Source organism: Cohnella phaseoli (assembly GCF_003386235.1).
In the GTDB taxonomy this organism is placed as follows: Bacteria; Bacillota; Bacilli; order Paenibacillales; family Paenibacillaceae; genus Cohnella; species Cohnella phaseoli.
In genome coordinates, this window is sequence record NZ_QRDZ01000004.1 from 51,588 (window position 1) to 71,591 (window position 20,004).

17 protein-coding genes and 1 other annotated feature are annotated in these 20,004 nt (G+C 56.0%); of the genes, 15 read left to right on the forward strand and 2 right to left on the reverse strand.

Features of this window, described 5'->3' with window-relative positions:
- Positions 1–75 precede the first annotated feature (75 nt).
- From DFP98_RS06535 to DFP98_RS06555, 5 genes are all read left to right on the forward strand, one after another.
- Positions 76–696 carry an ECF transporter S component gene (locus tag DFP98_RS06535; RefSeq protein WP_181917517.1) on the forward strand — a complete coding sequence of 207 codons (621 nt, stop codon included), beginning with the start codon at positions 76–78 and terminating at the stop codon, positions 694–696.
- Positions 672–2,438, forward strand: coding sequence for an ABC transporter ATP-binding protein (locus DFP98_RS06540; RefSeq protein ID WP_116059768.1), 1,767 nt, complete (start codon positions 672–674; stop codon positions 2,436–2,438). The genes DFP98_RS06535 and DFP98_RS06540 overlap by 25 nt, the downstream gene beginning before the upstream one ends.
- A gap of 14 nt (positions 2,439–2,452) precedes the next feature.
- On the forward strand, positions 2,453–3,259 hold the full coding sequence (locus DFP98_RS06545; protein WP_220377058.1) for an energy-coupling factor transporter transmembrane component T family protein: 807 nt from the start codon (positions 2,453–2,455) through the stop codon (positions 3,257–3,259).
- Between the two features lie 92 nt (positions 3,260–3,351).
- Complete coding sequence (locus DFP98_RS06550; protein ID WP_116059769.1) at positions 3,352–5,190, forward strand: ABC transporter ATP-binding protein; 1,839 nt, start codon at positions 3,352–3,354, stop codon at positions 5,188–5,190.
- Positions 5,159–6,895, forward strand: coding sequence for an ABC transporter ATP-binding protein (locus DFP98_RS06555; protein WP_116059770.1), 1,737 nt, complete (start codon positions 5,159–5,161; stop codon positions 6,893–6,895). The genes DFP98_RS06550 and DFP98_RS06555 overlap by 32 nt, the downstream gene beginning before the upstream one ends.
- 153 nt (positions 6,896–7,048) lie before the next feature.
- Here the strand turns inward: DFP98_RS06555 and ilvA are convergent, their stop codons facing one another.
- Positions 7,049–8,317 (reverse strand): threonine ammonia-lyase IlvA, encoded by a 1,269-nt coding sequence (ilvA, locus tag DFP98_RS06560; RefSeq protein ID WP_116059771.1) that lies wholly within the window; start codon positions 8,315–8,317, stop codon positions 7,049–7,051.
- A 58-nt stretch (positions 8,318–8,375) separates the two neighbouring features.
- Positions 8,376–8,636 (reverse strand) — a binding site (T-box leader).
- Between the two features lie 50 nt (positions 8,637–8,686).
- Between ilvA and DFP98_RS06565 the strand changes: the two genes are divergently transcribed.
- From DFP98_RS06565 to DFP98_RS06585, 5 genes are all read left to right on the forward strand, one after another.
- Positions 8,687–9,253, forward strand: a complete 567-nt coding sequence (locus DFP98_RS06565; RefSeq protein WP_116059772.1) for a putative periplasmic lipoprotein — start codon at positions 8,687–8,689, stop codon at positions 9,251–9,253.
- An 83-nt stretch (positions 9,254–9,336) separates the two neighbouring features.
- The gene (locus DFP98_RS06570; RefSeq protein ID WP_147310135.1) at positions 9,337–10,554 is read left to right on the forward strand and encodes a copper amine oxidase N-terminal domain-containing protein; all 1,218 of its coding nucleotides are present in this window, start codon (positions 9,337–9,339) and stop codon (positions 10,552–10,554) included.
- A gap of 135 nt (positions 10,555–10,689) precedes the next feature.
- Positions 10,690–12,363 carry a long-chain-fatty-acid--CoA ligase gene (locus tag DFP98_RS06575; RefSeq protein WP_116059774.1) on the forward strand — a complete coding sequence of 558 codons (1,674 nt, stop codon included), beginning with the start codon at positions 10,690–10,692 and terminating at the stop codon, positions 12,361–12,363.
- Positions 12,364–12,473: 110 nt separating this feature from the next.
- Entirely contained in the window at positions 12,474–13,265 is a 792-nt protein-coding gene (locus DFP98_RS06580; RefSeq protein ID WP_116059775.1) for an FHA domain-containing protein, read from the forward strand.
- A 319-nt stretch (positions 13,266–13,584) separates the two neighbouring features.
- Positions 13,585–13,773 (forward strand): hypothetical protein, encoded by a 189-nt coding sequence (locus DFP98_RS06585; protein ID WP_116059776.1) that lies wholly within the window; start codon positions 13,585–13,587, stop codon positions 13,771–13,773.
- Positions 13,774–13,855: 82 nt separating this feature from the next.
- Here the strand turns inward: DFP98_RS06585 and DFP98_RS06590 are convergent, their stop codons facing one another.
- The gene (locus DFP98_RS06590) at positions 13,856–14,578 is read right to left on the reverse strand and encodes a YhcN/YlaJ family sporulation lipoprotein (RefSeq protein ID WP_116059777.1); all 723 of its coding nucleotides are present in this window, start codon (positions 14,576–14,578) and stop codon (positions 13,856–13,858) included.
- A 448-nt stretch (positions 14,579–15,026) separates the two neighbouring features.
- Here DFP98_RS06590 and coxB point away from each other — a divergent pair, with 448 nt between their 5' ends.
- From coxB to ctaG, 5 genes are all read left to right on the forward strand, one after another.
- On the forward strand, positions 15,027–16,058 hold the full coding sequence (gene coxB / locus DFP98_RS06595) for a cytochrome c oxidase subunit II (protein ID WP_116059778.1): 1,032 nt from the start codon (positions 15,027–15,029) through the stop codon (positions 16,056–16,058).
- 80 nt (positions 16,059–16,138) lie between these two features.
- Positions 16,139–17,944, forward strand: a complete 1,806-nt coding sequence (gene ctaD, locus DFP98_RS06600) for a cytochrome c oxidase subunit I (protein WP_116060003.1) — start codon at positions 16,139–16,141, stop codon at positions 17,942–17,944.
- Entirely contained in the window at positions 17,941–18,561 is a 621-nt protein-coding gene (locus tag DFP98_RS06605; RefSeq protein WP_116059779.1) for a cytochrome c oxidase subunit 3, read from the forward strand. The genes ctaD and DFP98_RS06605 overlap by 4 nt, the downstream gene beginning before the upstream one ends.
- A gap of 1 nt (position 18,562) precedes the next feature.
- Positions 18,563–18,886 carry a cytochrome C oxidase subunit IV family protein gene (locus DFP98_RS06610; RefSeq protein WP_116059780.1) on the forward strand — a complete coding sequence of 108 codons (324 nt, stop codon included), beginning with the start codon at positions 18,563–18,565 and terminating at the stop codon, positions 18,884–18,886.
- Between the two features lie 110 nt (positions 18,887–18,996).
- Positions 18,997–19,896: a cytochrome c oxidase assembly factor CtaG gene (ctaG, locus tag DFP98_RS06615; RefSeq protein WP_116059781.1), complete on the forward strand. Its 900-nt coding sequence runs from the start codon at positions 18,997–18,999 to the stop codon at positions 19,894–19,896.
- Positions 19,897–20,004: the final 108 nt, after the last annotated feature.

Sequence of the window (20,004 nt, forward strand, 5' to 3'; positions counted from 1 at the left end):
TCGGTAGATGCAATTCGATCTAAATGATAATCTTTCTCAATGACGGCATATATAACGATTGGGAGGATGCGAAGCATGAAGGATATTGCTGTTGAACAACGGGGAGCACCCGTTGCGTTCAGCGGAAGAAAAAAAAGATGGACCACGAAAGATATCCTGGTATCGGGAATGATTGGAATCGTGTTTGCTTTTGTCCAGCTCGGCCTGACTTACGCATTTATGGCTGCCGCCGTATCCGCGGGGCCTGTCGTTGCCCGGCTGCTGAACGGATTCTTTTTTCTGTCCGGTTTTATGGCTTTGGCCATCGTGCGCAAGCCGGGAATCGGCTTGCTGTCGCAGACGATCACCGGCCTTGTAATGACGCCGCTTACGCCGTTTGGCATCTTGATGCTGTTCGGCTGTCTGATTAACGGCGTGCTGACGGAGCTAATGTTTGTACCGACCCGCTATCGTAAATACTCGCTGGCCGTTTTTGTCATCGGCATGGGCGTGATCAGTATCGTGTATACGCTGCTCGAATACGGGATGTCCGGCTATGGCGGATTGGCCGTTAGCGTCCAGGTCGGGATCATGGCGGTCAGCGCGATCAGCGGCGCGTTCTGCGGCTGGCTGTGCAAACGGCTGGTCGACGCGCTGATGCGAACAGGACTGTTGTCGGGATATGCGGCTGAATGGCAGTCCGGAAATCCTCGATGACGAAGATCGAGTGCGACCGGGTTTCGTTCGCGTATCCCGGACAGCAGCAAGATGCGGGAATCGGGTTCAGCCTGAAAGTCGAACCGGGGGAAACCGTGCTGCTGCTCGGTCCCTCCGGCTCAGGCAAGAGCACGCTTGCGCTCTGCCTGTGCGGACTTATTCCGCATGCCGTCGTGGGAAGGCTGGACGGAGAGGTGCGCATCGACGGCCTGGATACGCGGCTTATCGAGCCGGGCGAACTGGCCTGTACAGTCGGGACGGTATTCCAGGACCCGGAGGCGCAGTCCATTATGGCGACGGTGGAGGAAGAGGTGGCGTTCGGGCTGGAAAATGTCGGCGTGCCGACGAGCGAGATGCGGGGACGAATCGCCGATGCGCTTCATGCGGTTTCCTTGTCGGGATTCGAGGGCGAGCCGGTCGACCGGCTGTCCGGCGGCCAGAAGCAGCGGCTGGCGCTGGCTTCCGTGTTGGCCATGAAACCGGAGATTCTCGTGCTTGACGAACCGACCTCTAATCTGGATCCCGTCGGAACGGAGGATCTGTTCCGCAAGCTGGGCGAGTTAAAGAAAACGGGCCGCTATACGATGGTTTTGATCGAGCATAAGCTGGACGAACTGCTGGAGCTTGTCGATCTCGTCGCGGTTATCGACGAGAAAGGGGGGCTGCTATGCAGCGGCGCGCCCTCCGACGTATTTTACGAGCATGCGGAGGAATTGGCTCATCTGGGCGTATGGGTGCCTGTCGCGGTGGAGCTTGCCCGAGGGCTGAGCGGGCACGGTCTTCCGCCGGAGAGCAGGCCGCTGTCGATCCGACAGCTGGCCGATGCGGTGCAGTCGGTTCTACCTGCGGGTTTGTCGGCCCCGGCGAAGATCGGGCGCAGGCAAGCCGCGGACTCCTCGCCGCTGCTCGATATCCGCGCAACGGGCCCGTTGTCTCCAGGCAACGGCTGGCTGCAGCCGTTCTCTCTGGAGGTGCGAAGAGGACAATTCTGGGCCGTTGTCGGCGGGAACGGCGCAGGCAAGACGACGCTAGCCCGTCATCTGGCCGGTCTGCTGCCGATAAGATCCGGAGTCGCCTTCCTTGAAGGGAGGGACTGCGGGACCTATTCCGCGCGCGAGCTTGCCGGAAAAATCGGCTATGTCTTTCAAAATCCCGAGCACCAATTCGTGACTGAACGGGTCGGAGAGGAAATCGCGTTCGGGCTTCGGGCTTCGGGCATGCCCGAAGCCGAAGTCGCGGAGACGGTTGCTCGTTATCTGGCGCGGTTCGGATTGTCCGACTATGCGGACGTTCATCCGTTCCGTCTGAGCCACGGCGAGAAGCGGAGGCTGAGCGTGGCGGCGATGCTGGTTGCGGGCCAGGAGCTGATGATTCTCGACGAGCCGACCTTCGGGCAGGATCGGCGGCATGCGATCGAATTGATGGAAATGATGAAGGAGCTGCAGCGGGAAGGGCGAACGATTATGATGATTACTCACGATATGTCGCTGGTTGCGGAATACGCCGAACAGGCTGCCGTGTTCGGGCGTGGCGAGCTGCTGTCGGCCGGTCCGGTCGAGCGCTTGTTTGCCGATTACGGCCTGTTGGGCAAGGCGGGGCTTAAGCTTCCGCCCGTCGCAGAGCTGTGGAGCCTGCTGGCGAACAAAACGGCTTCCGTTCACGCTCCCGCCGTATGGACAAGGCGGCAATGGCAGATGAGCTGGGACAACGCCTGTTCCATTCGCGCGGGGACCGTCTCGTGAACGGTGGTTTCCGCATGCGAAGGAGCAGCCTGCTTCATCGCTTGAACCCGCTCACGAAGCTGATAGCGATTACGCCGATCCTATTTTTCGTCACGATGACGACCGATCCGTGGACCCCGCTGCTGCTCGTTGTCGTCAATGCCGCAGCCGCCATGCTGGTCGGCGGGGCTTCGCCGGCGAAATACGCCAGAAAGTCGTTGCCGATGCTGATTATCGGGGTGGGAGTCGCAGCGGCCTATCCTTTTCTGGTCAGCTCCCGGGTAACGGAAGGATCGCCGATTCTGCTATCGTTCGGAGGGGTGGACGTTCATGAGGCCGGCGTTGTTTACGGGGCTGCCGCGGCGCTGCGCCTGCTCGCGATTTTCAGCCTGACCTTTGTTTTTGTGGCGACGACGGAGCTGTCCGATTTCATTCAGGCGATGATGCAGCAGTGGAAGGTGAGCAGCCGGTTCGGGTACGGCGTGCTGGCCGTGTGCCGCTTCGTTCCCGATCTGCAAAAGGAATTGAGGACGATACAGGCGGCTCACAGGGTAAGGGGAATGCTCGGGGATCGGCGCATCGGCGGACTGGCGGAGCGGGTGAGGCGCTACATGCTGCCGCTGCTGGCCGCTGCGATTCGCCGCGCCGAGCGGACCGCTCATGCGATGGATGCCCGCGGGTTCGGTTCAAGCAAACCTCGTACGTTTTATCGCCCGTTTCGTTTTGCCGCGCGGGATTGGTTTGGTCTGGCCGTCTATTGGCTTATTATCGCCGTTGCCGTCGCGACGATCTACGAGATGGATTACATGGGCGATCTTTCTTTCTTCAAATTATACGGATAGGGCTAGGACGTGTCTGCAAACCCGCTCAGGGGCATCTATCATCTGTTGTCCTCGGAGTATGAAGACACGCTCTAGGAGAGGGGAGCAACCGGATGGCAAAACAACCTGCGGGCGTGGCCCGCTTGCTGCAAATCGCCGGCGAGAAACGAAGCCTGCTGATCGCGGCCGGATTCTTCTCCGTACTAAGCGCGGTCGGGATGCTGGTGCCTTATGTATCGGTTTATTTTATCGTTCGCGAGCTGTTGGAGCATGCGGCCGATCCGGCTGCCGCCGACGGCGGGGCAATGGTCCGCTGGGGATTTATCGCTTTGCTCGGCCTAATCGGCAGCTTGCTTACGATGTACGCGGGCGGAATGGCGGCGCATGTGGCCGCTTTTCGCATTTTATACGGCCTGCGGGTGAAGCTGTCCTCCCATACCGGGAAGCTGCCGCTCGGCTGGATTAACGGCGCTTCGATTGGCGGAGTCAAGAAGACGCTGGAGCAGAACGTGGAGAAGGTGGAGACATTTATCGCGCATCAGCTGCCGGATCTCGTTCATGTGACGGCTTCGACGGTGCTGATGATCGTTGTGATGTTCTCGATGAACGTGTGGCTGGCGCTCGCTTGCGTATTGCCGATTGCGATCGTCCTCGGCATCCAAATGAAGCTGATGACGGGAGAGTCGGCGAAGGAGAATATTCGGCAATATTACGACGCGTTGGAGCGGATGAACGCCTCTGCGGTTCAGTACGTACGAGGCATGCCCGTGATTAAGGTGTTCGGACAGACGGTATACTCCTTCCGCAAGTTTTATGCCGACATGGTGAGCTACCGGGATCACTGTCTGAAGTATACGGATCAGTTTCAAAACGGCTACCTGATCTTCAAGGTCATTGTCGGCTCGTTCGGGGCGTTCGTGCTGCCCGTCGGCGTCTGGCTGTTCAGCAAGGAGCCGGACAGTGTCGCCTTCGCCGCCGTCCTGCTGTTTTTCCTCGTGATGGCTCCGGGCGTAGCGGCGCCGTTGTTCAAAATGATGTTCCTGTCGTCTACGCTGCGGGACATTAACGAAGGCGTCGAGCGCATCGACCGCATACTGGCGGAACGGCCCGTTCCGGAGCCGGCCTCGCCCAGGAAGCCGGCCGCTTTCGATATTCGATTCGATCGGGTTTCTTTTTCTTACAATGGAGGCAGGGCAGGAAATGAGGCGTTGTCGGACATCTCCTTTGTTGCTCCGCAAGGGCGGGTAACGGCGCTGGTCGGACCGTCGGGAGCGGGGAAGTCGACGGTAGCCAATCTGGTGCCGCGCTTCTGGGACGTGTCGGGGGGAGCGATTCGCATCGGCGGGATCGACCTGCGGGAGATGGCGACCGGCGAGCTGATGGACACGGTCGGATTCGTCTTCCAGGAGACGTTCCTGTTCTATGACACGGTATACAACAACATTGCGGTCGGGAGGCCGGATGCGTCGCCCGAGGACGTGCGAGCAGCCGCGCGAGCCGCGCAATGCCATGCGTTTATCGATCGTCTTCCGGAAGGCTACGACACGTTGATCGGGGAAGGGGGCGTCTACTTGTCGGGGGGCGAAGAGCAGAGAATCGCCGTGGCAAGAGCGCTGCTGAAAAACACTCCCGTGCTTGTGCTGGACGAAGCGACCGCCTTCGCCGATCCCGAGAACGAGCATGAAATGCAGCTTGCTTTGAAGGAATTGGTCAAGGGCAAGACGGTTATCGTGATTGCGCATAGATTGCCGACGATTCGCGAGGCCGATCAAATTATCGTGCTGCAGAAGGGGCTGATCGCGGAGCGGGGAAAACACGACGAGCTGGTTGCCGCAGAAGGGCTGTATGCCCGGATGTGGCAGGCCGCCGCGGATTCGAGCAACTGGCAGATCGGGAGGAAGCGAGAGGAGATGACGGGCGTTGGGGATGCTGGACAACATTACGGCGGGTAATCCGCGCATACTGATCAAGCCGGCGCTGTACACGACAATGGCCAATGTGGCGGGCATGCTGCCTTTCGCGCTGATGGTGGAGGCGGCCAGGCTGATCTTCGAGCCTTTCGCCTATCCGGGGGAGCCGCTGAATACGACCCGGCTCTGGCTCGTATGCGGAGCGCTGGCGCTCGCCATGATCGTCTCCTACGCGTTCGAGCGTCCGGCGTATCGCTCTCAATTTCGCGGAGCGTACAGCGCGGCGGCAACGGGCCGTTCCCGGTTGGCGGAGCATCTGCGACGATTGCCGCTCGGCCTGCTGAACAAGCGCGATCCGGGGGACCTTGCCGGCATGATGATGGGGGACATCACCTTGCTTGAGCACGGTATCTCTCATCTCGTGCCGCAGATGATCGGAGGCTTGGTGCTGCCGATTATGGCGATGATCGGTCTGGCGTTCGTCGACTGGCGCATGTCGCTCGCCCTGTTTGCCGCGCTGCCGGTCGTGATCGCGCTTGTGCTGTTCACCTCCGGCGTACAGCGGAAGCTTGGCCGCAGCCACATTCGGGCGAAGCTGAACGCGGCCAACCGCATGCAGGAATACTTGAGCGGTCTTCGCGTCATTAAGGCCTACAATTTGACGGGCGAACGCTTCGTCCGCCTGGAGCGATCTTTCCACGAATTGATGCGTCACAGCATTCGCATCGAGGGCTGGCTGGGTCCGATCGTCTTAATCGCAATCGCCTGCGTGCGGGCCGGTCTGACCCTCATGATTCTGGCGGGCGTCCATCTCTTGCTCGGCGGCAGTCTGGGCTTGACCGAGTTTGTCGTCTTTCTGATCGTAGGCACCCGCGTGTTCGATCCGCTGTCGGCGGCGCTTGTCGGCTATGCGGAGTTTCGGTATCAGGAGCAGGCCGGAGAGCGTATCATACGGCTGCTGCAAGAGCCCGTAATGTCCGGGGAGGAGCAGCCTCCGGAAGACGGCGCCGTCGAACTGAACGACGTGACGTTCGCTTACGAGAAACAGACGGTGCTAGACGGTGTAAGTCTGCGTCTGCCCGTCGGCTCGTTCACGGCGCTCGTAGGCCCGTCGGGCAGCGGCAAGAGCACGCTGCTGCGGCTGATCGCCCGTTTCTACGATCCCGGTCAAGGCGCGGTGCTGCTGGGAGGAGAGGACATCCGGCAGATGGAACCGGAAGCGCTGCTGCGGAAAGTGTCGATGGTGTTCCAGGACGTCTATTTGTTCCAGGACACGATCGCCGCCAATATCCGTTTCGGCCGGGGGGACGCGACGCAGGAGCAGATTGAAGAAGCGGCAAAGCAGGCTTGCTGCCACGAATTTATTATGAGCCTCCCCGACGGCTACGAAACGCTGGTAGGCGAGGGAGGCAACACGTTGTCGGGCGGAGAGAAGCAGCGCATCTCCATCGCCCGCGCGATCTTGAAGGATGCCCCGATCGTGCTTCTCGACGAGGCTACGGCCTCGCTCGATCCGGAGAACGAAGCGGAAATTCAGCGGGCGATCGACAGGCTTGTGCAGGGACGGACGGTCATTGCCGTTGCCCACCGGCTGAAAACGGTAAGAAACGCCGACCTCATCGCGGTGCTTGAAGACGGCCGCATCGTGGAGCAGGGCACCCATGACGAGCTGCTGACGCATGCGGGGCTGTATGCCCGGCTGTGGACGCTGCAGCAGCAAACAAGCGGCTGGCGCATATCGTCCTAGGGCGTGTCTGCAAACCCGCTCAGGGGCATCTATCATCCCCTGAAACGAAAATTCGGCAATATCTGCTGTCCTCGGAGTATGCAGACACGCCCTGGCCGTTTGTTAGTTGCTGCGCAGCTTGCGGCCATAAGCCGCAATCGGTTCAACGAAACCTCAAATCAGCAAATTAAACAGCAGAGGGTCCTTGTTCAGCTCGATGAACTGGAACCCTTTGCTTTGCATGCGGTTCAGCAGCCCTTCGCAATCCTCCGGACTCTTAAGCTCGATGCCGACGAGTGCGGGTCCGTTCTCCTTGTTATGCTTCTTCGTATATTCGAACTGCACGATGTCGTCGTTCGGACCGAGCACATCGTCCAGAAATTCGCGCAGCGCTCCGGCCCGTTGAGGGAAATTGATCATAAAATAATGCTTCAGCCCTTCATAAATGAGAGAACGTTCCTTGATCTCCTGCATCCGGTCGATATCGTTGTTGCCGCCGCTGATGACGCAGACGACGTTCTTGCCCCGCAATTGTTCCCGATCCATCGCCGACAGCGCGGCAACGGTCAACGCTCCGGCAGGCTCGGCGACGATCGCATGCTCGTTGTACAGCTCCAGAATCGTTGTGCATACCCGTCCCTCCGGCACGACGACGATGTCGTCCAGCAGTTCCCGACAGATGGCATACGTCAGCTCTCCAACCCGCTTGACCGCTGCGCCGTCCACAAACTTATCGATGTCGGTCAGCGTAACGACCTGCTGCTCTTCGAAAGCTTGGCGCATCGAAGGGGCGCCCTCCGGCTCGACTCCGACGATGCGGGTCGCAGGGCTGATCGCTTTAATGTACGTGGACACGCCGGCCGCCAATCCGCCGCCGCCGATCGTCACGAGGAGCAGGTCGATGGACGGAGCTCCGCCCTCGATGATCTCTTTGCCGATCGTGGCGTTGCCGGCTACGATACGAGGATCGTCAAACGGGTGAACGAACGGCAGGTTTTCCTGTTCGCTGACGCGCACCGCTTCCGCATAAGCGTCATCGAACGTATCGCCGATCAATCGGATGTCGACCCGGTCTCCCCCGAACAGTTTTACCTGATTGATTTTCTGCCTTGGAGTCGTTGCGGGCATAAAGATTATTCCGGGAATGTCCAGCTTGCGGCAGGAATAAGCGACGCCTTGGGCGTGATTGCCCGCGCTGGCGCAGACGACGCCGCGGCTTCTCTCTTCCGGGGACAGGGAAGCGATCAGGTAATAAGCGCCGCGGATTTTGAAGGAGCGGACAATCTGCTGATCCTCGCGCTTCAAATAGACGTTGCAGCCGAATTTGGCGGACAGCGCGGCATTGAATTGGAGCGGAGTAGGGGCGATGACGTCCTGCAGCACGCGGTGAGCGTTCAAAATATCGGCCAGCGGTACGGCATGATAATCGGATCGGGCGTTCATAGAGCAATCTTCCTTTCGAATGGGAATTGGCGTATGAAATATAAAAAAACCGCCCCTGAAAAGGGACGGATCGTTATCCGTGGTACCACCCTCGTTCCCGATTTGCAAATGAAAAAATGCAACGTCAGGCGCTCGAATGTCGTATAGTGTATATACGACTTCCCGTAACGGGGGGAGCCGTCGGCGCCTACGAAGCTCGGTTCGGCGTCGCTTCTCGGGGAGGATATTGCCATCGGACTTCGACCGTCGGCTCTCAGCGTCGCACCGACTCTCTGGAGGTCGAAGGGCCCGAACAACTTGTTCCCGTCGTTGAATTTATTATTGTTATACGCTTCTCATTCCCCGAAGTCAACCCAAAAGGAGATTGCGATGAAAAAATTGTTGATCAGTCTGTTCGTGCTCGTCTTTCTCGCGGTCATAGCGGGAGTAGGAGCTCTCTATTACGTCAAGCCGGACAAGACTCTAGGTCTTGCCTACGATGAGGTGCCGCTCAAGGACCGCGCGATCGATATGGCCAAGAGGATGTCGCTGGAACTGATTCTAACCGACGACGATTTGAACAATTTGGCTAAGAAATCGCTCGCCGACAACCCCTCAGTGGAGAATGGCATCGTTGTAACGGGAGCGGAGTTTGCGCTCGACGGCGACAGGCTGATTGCCAACTTGAACGTTCTCTGGAAGGACTGGGTTCCCGCCAACCTGCAAATCACATACCGCTTGCGTTGGAAGGATCCGAATCTGGTCGCCGTCGTTCTAGAGGCGAAGATGAAAGACGTGCCGCTGCCGAAAGCGATGTTCTCCGAACGCGTAATTCCAATCGCGGACGAACTGCCCAAACCGCTGAAAATTGAAAGTATGAAGTGGGGCGAGGGAGAGGTCGGAGTGACATTCCGCAAGCCGAGCCTGAAGGATTTGCAGCAGTTGATCGGCGGATAAAAGGTTTACGGACAATTCGAAAAATTCGGTTAAAATGCCGCCTTGTCTTAACTGCTGGTATAATAGGAGGGTCTAGGCGTGCATTGACTACATACAGAAAGATGGTGCGACAGTTGAAACGTTTGGCAATCGTATTGTTCGCGGCAATCGCGGCGTTAACGACGGCGGGCTCCGCGTCGGCGGCGACCGCAGGCAAATCGCCGGAGATCAGCGTCCGAATCAACGGCGAAGCCGTAGATTTCGGAAAAGATTTGCTGATCGAGAAAGGCAAAAGCTATGTAGAGTATGCAGCATTGTTCGAAGCGCTCGGTTACGAGACGGATCTGGACTCCTCCACGCAAATTCTTTATGCGGAATCGGACGATTATGAGATTCAAGCCTCCGCAGAGGCGGACATCGCTATCGTGAACGGCCGGACGGTGCCAAGCACGGGCGAGATGATCGAGAGGAACGGTAAAACATTGATCGCGCTTCGCTTCGCGGGCACGTTAACCAACCACAATGTGCTGTGGAACGGTCGGGATAAAAGCATCTCGCTAGCGTTTCAAGGCCCGACCGAGGCGGACAAAGCTTCCGTAAACGAGCTGTTCGGCAAAATGCTGCTCGTAGAGGCTGCCGGAGATCCGGAAGGCATCATTCAACTGATGGCGCGCGACACGATCATGGACTTGGACGAGGTTCGGGCCAGCTTCGAGAAGGCTAAGACGAAGACCAATATCAATGAGTTGAAAATCCAAACTTTCAGCGCAACAAAGGCTGTCGTTCTCGCTATCGAAGATACGAAGAAGCTCAGCGGCGGCTTCTATCCGGACAATCTTGCCCAAGTTCGCTACACGCTTCACAAGGATTCGGAGGGCGCCTGGAAAATCTACAATGTAGAAGTGCTCGGACTCGAGTACACGAATATTCCGGGACTGTTCGAGCAGCAGGCAGCGCTGCCGGATGCGGATAAAGCGGCGATCGGGAAAGCGTTCGAAGATCAAGCGAAGGCGGCCAACGAGAAAAACGCGGAGGCTTACGTCGCAACGCTGGCGGACTTTCCGGAGAAAGAACAATTAAAAGACGAATTGGCGCAGTTGTTCGAGACGGCGACGCTTAACGTCAAAGGCGAGCGTTGGACGGTTGTCGATTACGACGGCAAGAAAGGCACCGCATCGCTGCTAATTGAAATGGTTTCGGAGACGACGGCAGGCGGAGAGACGTACAAGAGCCGCTCCGTCGTGCTCAACGAAGCCGTTAAGGTCGACGGCAAATGGCTGCTTCAAGCGGAAGCGATCGTTCTTTCCAGCGAGCAATTATAATTCGGGCATCATCCGCGCTCTCCCGGCTTCGGGGGGAGCGCTTTTTCTTGCCTTTTTTGCCGAAGGGGGCATATGGGAGACGGTTTGCCGAATAAATTTACCAGTGTCAGGTCTCATAAAGGGGAGGATCGCGGCATGGTCGAAACATTCGATGTTCGTTCGGACGACAGACGTTGGGTACGGAAATACCCGCTTCTCGTAAAGCCCTCTTGCGATTACCCGAAATACAATGTCGCCAAGCTCCTGATTGATGCGGCGGAAGCTTACCCTAATCGGGAGGCGCTCGATTTTCTCGGAAGAAGCTGCACGTATAAACAGCTGCTGCGACAGTGCCGCAAAATGGCGAACGCGCTAAAGTCCCTTCCGGTGTCCAAAGGGGATCGCGTCGCCATTATGCTGCCGAATTGCCCGCAGGCCGTTATCTCCTATTACGGGGCGTTAATGGCGGGAGCGGTTGTCGTACAGGCGGACCCGAGCAATACGGAATCCGAGCTTCAGCGACAGTTGGCCGACAGCGGAGCGACTACGCTCATTGCGCTTGACGAACGGATGCCTTGTATAACTAAAGCCAGGGAGCATACCGCTCTAAAGCACGTCGTTTTGACGACGTTGGGGGACGGATTGCCTTTCCCGTACAATCTGCTGTATCCGAGGAACAGGCGCAGAGAGCAGCCGAGCTTTAAGGTCGATTACAAAGGAGAAAAGGGATTAAAGCGATGGTCGTCTTTCGTCGGTCAGGCTAAAGCTTCGGCTCTGTGCGAGGAGGTGGATGCGGACGAAGATTTGGCGCTGCTTCAATACGCCGGAGGGGAGACGAACGAGTCGATAGGGGTTATGCTGACCCACGCCAATTTGTTGGCGAACACAGAGCAAATGAACGCTTGGAGCTATCGGCTCGAGGCCGGCAAGGAGCGGTTTTTGGCTGCGCTTCCTATGTTTCATGCTTTCGGTTTGAATGTGCTGCTCCACCAGGCCGTCAGCCGAGCGGCGACGCTGCTGCTGCTCCCGAGCTTCGAACCCGAGCTGGCGCTGGAGACGATTCGACGCCGCAAACCGACGGTTTTTCCCGGCGCGCCGGCGATGTTTATCGCTCTTCTGTACCATCCGCAGACGCAGGAAAACGAGTTTGCATCCGTCCGGCTTTGCATCAGCGGAGCGGCTCCGTTGCCGCTGGAAGTTCAGGAGCGGTTCGAGCGGCTGACGGCCGGGCAGATGATCGAAAGCTACGGCTTGACGGAGGCTTCGGCGGTGACGCATTGCAATCCGATTCGGGGCTTCCGCAAAAACGGGACGATCGGCCTTCCTCTTCCGGATACGGATGCGCGCATTGTCGGAGAGGCCGGCTGGGAGCCGCTTGCGCCGGGAGAAGCGGGAGAGCTTGCGGTTCGCGGGCCGCAAGTGATGAAGGGGTATTGGAACAGGCCAAACGAGACGAAGGAGATGCTGCAGAACGGTTGGTTGCGCACCGGAGATATCGGAACGATGGATGAGGACGGGTATTTTACGATAATCGGTCGGAAAAGAGACATCATCCTGACGGCCGGCTATCGCGTCTACCCGAGAGAGGTGGAGGAGGTGCTGTTTGAGCATCCTGCGATTAAAGAGGCCTTCGTCGTTAGCGTGCCGGACGCGTATCGCGGGGAGGCGATCAAAGCGCTTGTCGTCGCGAAGGACGGCTGGCAAGTGTCGGAAATGCAGCTCGACCGGTGGTGCAGGGAACGGCTTGCCGCATATAAGGCCCCCTCCAGCTACGAGTTCAGAGACAGCCTGCCGCTGACGCAGCTCGGCAAAGTCATGCCGGGCAATTGAAGACGCCTTCCTTTTTAGATATAATATTTGTAAATACGTCCTATATACTTTTCTTTTCTGACTAAAGAGGAAAGCGTTTACAATAGGAAGGGCGGCAGGAGGTGAGCGGGTTGACGGAACGGAACAGATCACGAATAGAAAGGGGGCCGCTGAAGCTCCGCGGGGAACGTCGGCTCCGCATGCCATTATCCGCTTCTATCGCGGGGATAGCGGCGTTTATGCTGCCTAGCCGCGCGTTCGCATCCGAAGCCCGGGTCATCAACAACGTTGCGCAAATGGGCACGCTTCCGCTGCTTGCGGCGCTCGGAATCGGAATTGCGGTCGCAGTATTCGCGGTCGTCGCGTTCTTGCAGATGACCGTCAAGGGCAAGGAGAATGAAGCGGCTCAGTCCGCAGGCAACGAATCTGAATCGGATGACGACCAGAGCTCCTCGAGCTGGAACGCCGAGGAGACGAGCGAGGACGAGGACAACGAGGAACAAGGGGAAGAGGATCATTCGCTTACCGACTACACGATTCCAATGACCCAATTGCTGCCGCTGCCTGGCGCAGCGGAGACCGCCGACGGTTCGGAGCCGATGCTATGCGGAATCGAGGGAGAGCATGCGGGCAGCTGTTTCCGTATTCTGAATCGCAGATTGACTATCGGACGGGACCCAGCGCGCTGCGCGATTTTATTTCCTTACGAAGCGTCGGATATCAGCAGGGTGCATTGCACGCTTAAGTACAGAGAAGATTCCCGGTTGTTTATCCTTGAAGATAACGGCTCGTCGAATGGTACTTTTTTAATCAACGGAGAGCGGTTGAAGCCTGGAGTTCAATACGAGCTTCATTCTGGAGAACGGTTTTCGCTGTCCGGCGAGAAGCATTGGTTCGAGGTTAGAGATGCGGAACGGGAATAGCGGCGAACGGCGCAACGAAGCAATGCTTGTAAATGGCTGTGCGTTTTGTGCTTTATCCCCCAGCCGATAAATGTTATAATCAAATAATGCAGGACGTTTTCTTATATGGCAACTAGCGGTGGAACATCGAGTTTGAAGGAAGAACCCTTGTAAGAGATTCAGGGAAGCCTAATCTCCAATTCTTCTCCGAATCGTCTCGAACGTAAGCCCAGGTCGCCGTGTGTGGCGACTGACGTTTATGCTTGTGGGTTCTCCGGTGGCGAATTACGCCTCCGTTCCGGCAATTAGGAACGGAATCATTCCACTGGGAGGGAATCGCATGGCCAAACGCAGCCACAACGAGGTTCAAGAAAGTTTGCGAGAACTGACGAGAATTTTCCGACCCAAAGATCCACGCAAGTTTGTTAAAGATTACATCCGCAAATACCGGATTACCGGCGGATACGAAGACGAATTGACGGTATTCGTGGAACGCGAGCTGACCAAATTGAACACTCCCGCCTCATAAGCGGTGAACAGACAATCGGCCTGGAGGGCGCATTGCGCCTCTCCGGGCTGTTTTTTTGCGGATGTATCGGGGGTTGAGACAATTAAGGATTCGTCTTCTTTTTTAAATAGAGGGGAAGCGGAATTTCGTTGCCATTGCCGAAAGTGTAACCGACAAGCGTATTAAAGTCTTTCGTAAGCGGCGCGAGCGACTTTTTCATCCAAGCTTCTTTCGCGTATTCGAGCGACTGGTTGACGAATTCCCGATTGGCGGAAATGTGCACCTCTTGAGCCCGAGGAAAATGCTTGCGTACGGTCGTCCCGATCACTTGGCGCAATTCGGTGGACAGGTCGCTCGCGTCCTTATGCGTATAGTACGAATTATAAGGCGTGGCGACCTGGCGATTGTCCCATTTGGAGCTGCCGTTGGTGACATTGTAGACGCCCTCGGTCGTTCCCGTGTTGTCTTGCTCCCGGCCGCGAGCGTCGCCGTTTGCCTTTGTTCCGGTTGCTGACCAGTCGGTCATAATGGCCACATACGCGTTTTTGTCCGTAACGAACACAAGCGCGGTGTTGATGCCGGGCAGAGACGCCACTTTGTTCGAAAGCGCCGAACTGAATTCGAAATAACGGTTTTCATGCTGCTTCGGATTGGCGGTTACGGAGCCGTAGGAGCGCATTTGGGACATTTTCGGATCGTTGGCCGTCCGGCTTGAGTAATCCTGAGCGCTTTTCTGGAAATAGGATTTGTAATTGCATGCGGTCAGCGATGCGAGCAGCAGAGCGATTGCGGCAGCCGCCGAGCATAAACGTTGGGCCGTTGTCATTGACAACCCTCCTTGACAAATCGTTATCGTATAGACTTCGATCGAAGCGGGCAAAGTATGCGCGCAGAAGCGCACATAAAAAGCGGACGAAATGGAAAAAAGAAGTTGAGGAAGGATACGGCTTCAATCCCGGCGATAATGAACGTATGTCAAGCGCGAATCGCACTTTAAAGGATCGCTTGAGTGTGCGAAATCCCTAGAATGGCGGCCTTTTTGACAGTTTTAAGAACAATTTGTGAACTGTTCTGTGAACATTGACAAAAAGGAGGAACAATCTTTATATTTATTAGAGTACTTGTAGGCAGGAGTTTGGAAAAAAACCGCTGCATCACGGATTTTTCGGACTCGAGGGTGAAATGTGGGTTGCTTGGTCCAACAGGTGTACATGTGGAGAACGTCTGCCGGACAGGCATGCGTTTTTCTATGAAAATGTCAAAATGGAGTTGATATGATGAAACGGTGGCCTGTAATGAAGCGGTTGCTGCCGCTGATGACGGGACTCGTGCTGCTGCTGACAGCATGTGGAAGAGAAGACCTCTCAACTCTGAATCCGCAAGGACCGGTAGCTGAGAAACAATTCGAATTGATGAAACTGTCCATTGGCATTATGACATTGGTCGTTGTCGTCGTGTTCGCTATTTGTATTTACGTTCTGATCCGCTTCCGCCGCAAGAAAGGCGATAAAGCGATTCCAAAGCAAGTGGAAGGCAACCACAAGCTGGAAGTGATCTGGACCGTTATTCCGATCATTCTGCTGCTCATCTTGGGAGTGCCGACGATTCAGAACGTATTCGGCTTTGCCAAAGATTACAGTAAGGATAAAGACGCCGTACAGGTTAAGGTTACGGCTCACCAATACTGGTGGGAGTTCGAGTACACGGATTACGGCATTACGACCGCTCAGGATCTGATCGTTCCAACGGGCAAGAAGATCTCCTTCGAGCTGGCTGCTGCCGACGTTAAGCACTCGTTCTGGATTCCTGCAATCGGCGGAAAGATGGACACGAACCCGGGCTCGACCAACAGAATGTTCCTGGAGTTCCCTAAAGAAGGCGTATTCCGCGGCAAGTGCGCGGAGCTGTGCGGACCTTCTCACGCATTGATGGAATTTAAGGCCAAGGCTGTTAGCCCTGAATCGTTCGACCGTTGGGTCGCGGCGATGAAGGCTCCTGCGGTTATGCCTGCAGATGCGGAGCTCGCCGAGAAATTTACCGCTCAGTGCCTAAGCTGCCACGCGGTAGGAGAAAACGGCGGCAACAGCGCGCCGAACTTAACCGGCCTCGGCAGTCGCGAGACGGTTGCCGGCATTCTGTTCAACGACGAAGGCGGCGGCATCGAGCAGCACCTGAAGGATTGGATTACCGATCCGCAGAAGGTCAAGAAAGGCGCAATGATGCCTGGCGCACAAGACTTCGATTTGACGCAGGAAGAGATTGCGGGCATAGCCAAGTATTTGGCTGAATATAAGCTTGACTATTAATCAGCGGGAACTGAAGGAGGTACGTGGCCTTGGCAGCAGCACATGCACATGGACACAAGGTCAAGCGCTATAGCGGCTTGATGGATTGGCTGACGACCGTCGACCATAAGAAGATCGGTATCCTGTATTTGATCGCGGGATTGTTCTTCTTCCTGATCGGCGGATTGGAGGCGGTCATCATTCGGATTCAGCTGCTTAAGCCGATGAATGATGTCGTCGCCGGTGACACTTTTAACGAATTGATTACCATGCACGGAACAACGATGATCTTTCTTGCGGCGATGCCGCTGTTGTTCGCACTGATGAATGCGGTTATTCCGCTGCAGATCGGCGCGCGCGACGTTGCGTTCCCGTTCTTGAACTCCCTTGGCTTCTGGACGTTCTTTTTCGGCGGATTGCTGCTGAACCTGAGCTGGTTCGCAGGTGCGGTTCCGGATGCGGGGTGGACGTCATATGTGCCTCTTGCCGGTGAGTACTACAGTTCAGGACACGGAGTGGACTACTATGTGCTCGGTCTGCAGATTGCCGGTATCGGTACGCTGCTCGGCGGTATTAACTTTATGGCGACGATCATCAACATGCGCGCTCCCGGCATGACGTTCATGAGAATGCCGATGTTTACTTGGGCGATTTTCATTACGTCCGCTCTGATCGTATTTGCTTTCCCTGCCTTGACGGTAGGTTTGGTCGCACTCATGTTCGACCGGTTGTTCAACGCGAATTTCTTCGACGTTGCCAACGGCGGTAACGGCGTACTCTGGGAGCATATTTTCTGGGTGTTCGGTCACCCCGAGGTATACATCCTGATCCTTCCGGCTTTCGGAATTATTTCCGAAGTCGTCAGCACGTTCTCCCGCAAGCGTCTGTTCGGCTACAGCTCGATGGTATTCGCGACGGTACTGATCGCGTTCCTCGGGTTCATGGTATGGGCTCACCACATGTTTACGACAGGACTCGGCCCGGTAGCCAACGGTTTGTTCTCGATTGCAACGATGCTGATCGCGGTTCCGACCGGGGTTAAAATTTTCAACTGGCTGTTCACGCTCTGGGGCGGCTCGATTCGCTTCAATACGGCGAGCCTGTTCGCAATCGGATTTATTCCGACCTTCGTAATGGGCGGCGTAACCGGCGTAATGCTCGCATCCGCGCCAGCCGACTATCAGTACCATGATACGTATTTCGTCGTGGCCCACTTCCACTACGTAATCGTCGGCGGTCTGGTTCTCGGTATTTTCTCCGGCTTGCACTACTGGTGGCCGAAAATGTTCGGACGCGTTCTGAACGAGAAGCTTGGCCAAGTTACGTTCTGGACATTCTTTATCGGATTCCACATGACGTTCTTCATTCAGCATTTCCTTGGTTTGCTGGGCATGCAGCGTCGTGTATACACGTACCTGGGCGGTCAAGGCTTCGACAACATGAACTTCATCAGTACGATCGGCGCGTTCTTGATGGGAATCGGGACGATCGCATTCGTGATCAACATCTTCATTACTTGGGCGAAGCCGCGCAATGCGTCCAACGACCCGTGGGAAGACGGACGTTCGCTCGAATGGACAATTCCTTCTCCGCCACCTGAATATAACTTTAAGCAGACTCCGCTCGTTCGCGGATACGATGCTTGGTGGAAGGAAAAGATGGAAGGGAAGACTGCGATGACGCCGGCCGAACCGGTTGGCTCGATTCACATGCCTTCTCCGTCGATTCTGCCGTTTTTTATGAGTATCGGATTGTTTATCGCCGGTTTCGGATTTATGTACGACCATTTGATCGTTGCAGGTGCTGGTTTGGCGATTACGCTCGTGTGCATGGCTATCCGTTCTTTGGTCGACGATCACGGTTTCCATATCGAACCGGAAGATCAGGATAAGGAGGTGCAAGCATGAGCGCACACAACCACGTAGAAGGGCATCTTCCTCACGAACCGGAGAAAGCGACTCTGGAGGCCCGCAATAAAATTTTGGGCTTCTGGTTGTTCTTGGGAGCAGAGGTTGTCTTGTTCGGAACGTTGTTTGCGGCATTCTTGGCCTTGCGCCACAATATTGGCGACGGCCCTGCGGCCGCAGAGCTGTTCCAGCTGCCAATGATTTTTGCTGCAACGATGATCCTGCTGACGTCGAGCTTGACGAGCGTGTTCGCGGTTCAGGCGATGCATCGCCATAACAAGAAATCGATGGTCGTATGGCTGATCATTACGATTCTGCTCGGCCTTGGGTTCCTTGGTTTGGAGATTTACGAGTTCTGGCACTATGCGAGCGAAGGCCACAGATTTTCGACGAGCGCATTCAGCTCTTCGTTCTATACGCTGGTCGGCTTCCACGGCGCCCACGTTGCTTTCGGGGTACTCTGGATCTCGCTGGTTATCGGCCAAGTATTCAAAAAAGGGCTTACGGTCGTTACCGCGCCCAAAGTGTACATTTCCGCCATGTACTGGCACTTTATCGACGTTGTCTGGGTATTCATCTTCACCGTTGTTTACTTGATGGGAAAGGTGGCTGGTTAACTTGTCGAGCAATCACAACGAGACGGCTTCCAATGAGCTTCCTAAGCGTCATAAGGTAGAGGGGCCACAGAAGCATGTCGTCGGCTTTATTCTCTCCCTTGCCTTGACGATCATCGCTTTTGCCGCAGTAGCTGCAGGCGAAATCAATGAGACGTTCACGTACATCATTTTGGTGGCGATGGCCGTCGTTCAAGTCATCATTCAGATGGCTTACTGGATGCATATGAAGGATCGCGGACATTTGTTCCCGATTATCGGAATCATCGGCGGAGCTATCGTCGTAATTACGATGGTCATCATGGCGCTGTACTGGGTTTGGTGGTAATTCCCGGGCAGTAGCAAATTTCAGAGAGGCGGGCCGCAATCCGTCCTCTCTTTTTTCATGGATCTGTCTGCTGCAATTTGCATTCTGCATTCGAAAGGAGGTCGGCGACAATGATGGGATTGGAATATTTCTCTTTCGCAGATTTGTGGAGTCCGGCGTTTATGATCTTCATGATGGTGATTGTTGTCCTCTACACGTTCGTGGTCGGACCCTGGAGGCATCATTTCGCAGCCAGCGCGCCTGTGTCGGTTATGCGCCAGCTTTCGTTCATTTCGGCGATTCTGTTGCTATATTTGACCCAAGGCGGGCCGCTGAGCTTATTGGGGCACTTGATGTTCACCTTCCATATGACCAATATGGCGCTCGCTTATATGCTCGTTCCGCCGATGCTGATCTACGGCATACCGGATTGGCTGTGGCGCGCCGCGTTCGGAGGGGCATTCTGGCAGAAGAAAATATTCCGCGTTTTGACGAATCCGATCGTTGGTATGCTGGCCTTCGTTATGCTGTTCTCCATGTACCACATGCCGGACAACCATGACTGGATCATGACGCATTTCACGGTTCACCGGATTTATTACGCGTTGATGTTTCTAAGCGCGATGTCTATGTGGTGGCATGTGTATTGTCCGATTCCGGAGTGGCGGCGTATGTCGCATATGCTGACATTGGCCTATATTTTCATGAGCGGTCTGCTGCTTACGCCGGCATGCGTGATGATCATCTTCGCAGGAAAGCCGTTATTCGGTGTTTATAACGATCCCGAGGTTTGGGCCAAAGCTATGGGATATTGCGTATCGGGAGATCCGGCCGAGCTGCTGAAGCAGTTCGAGGGTCCGAACTTTTTTAACCTGATGAGCGCAACGGACGACCAGCAGCTTGGAGGAATCGTCATGAAGCTGTTGCAGGAAGCCATTAACGTTGCGGCGTTGTACACGGTGTTCATGCAATGGTATCGCAGGGATCGCTCTCGCGACGAAGACAGCGTGCTGGAGCCGGCGGCGGAGTAAGCAGTTATTAACAATGTGTGACGATCCGGCTAAACGTTTGAACTGGGCCGTTCGTACAGGTACAATAGAGGAAAAAGCTTGGAATATCCTATCCGGCGATAGAACAGG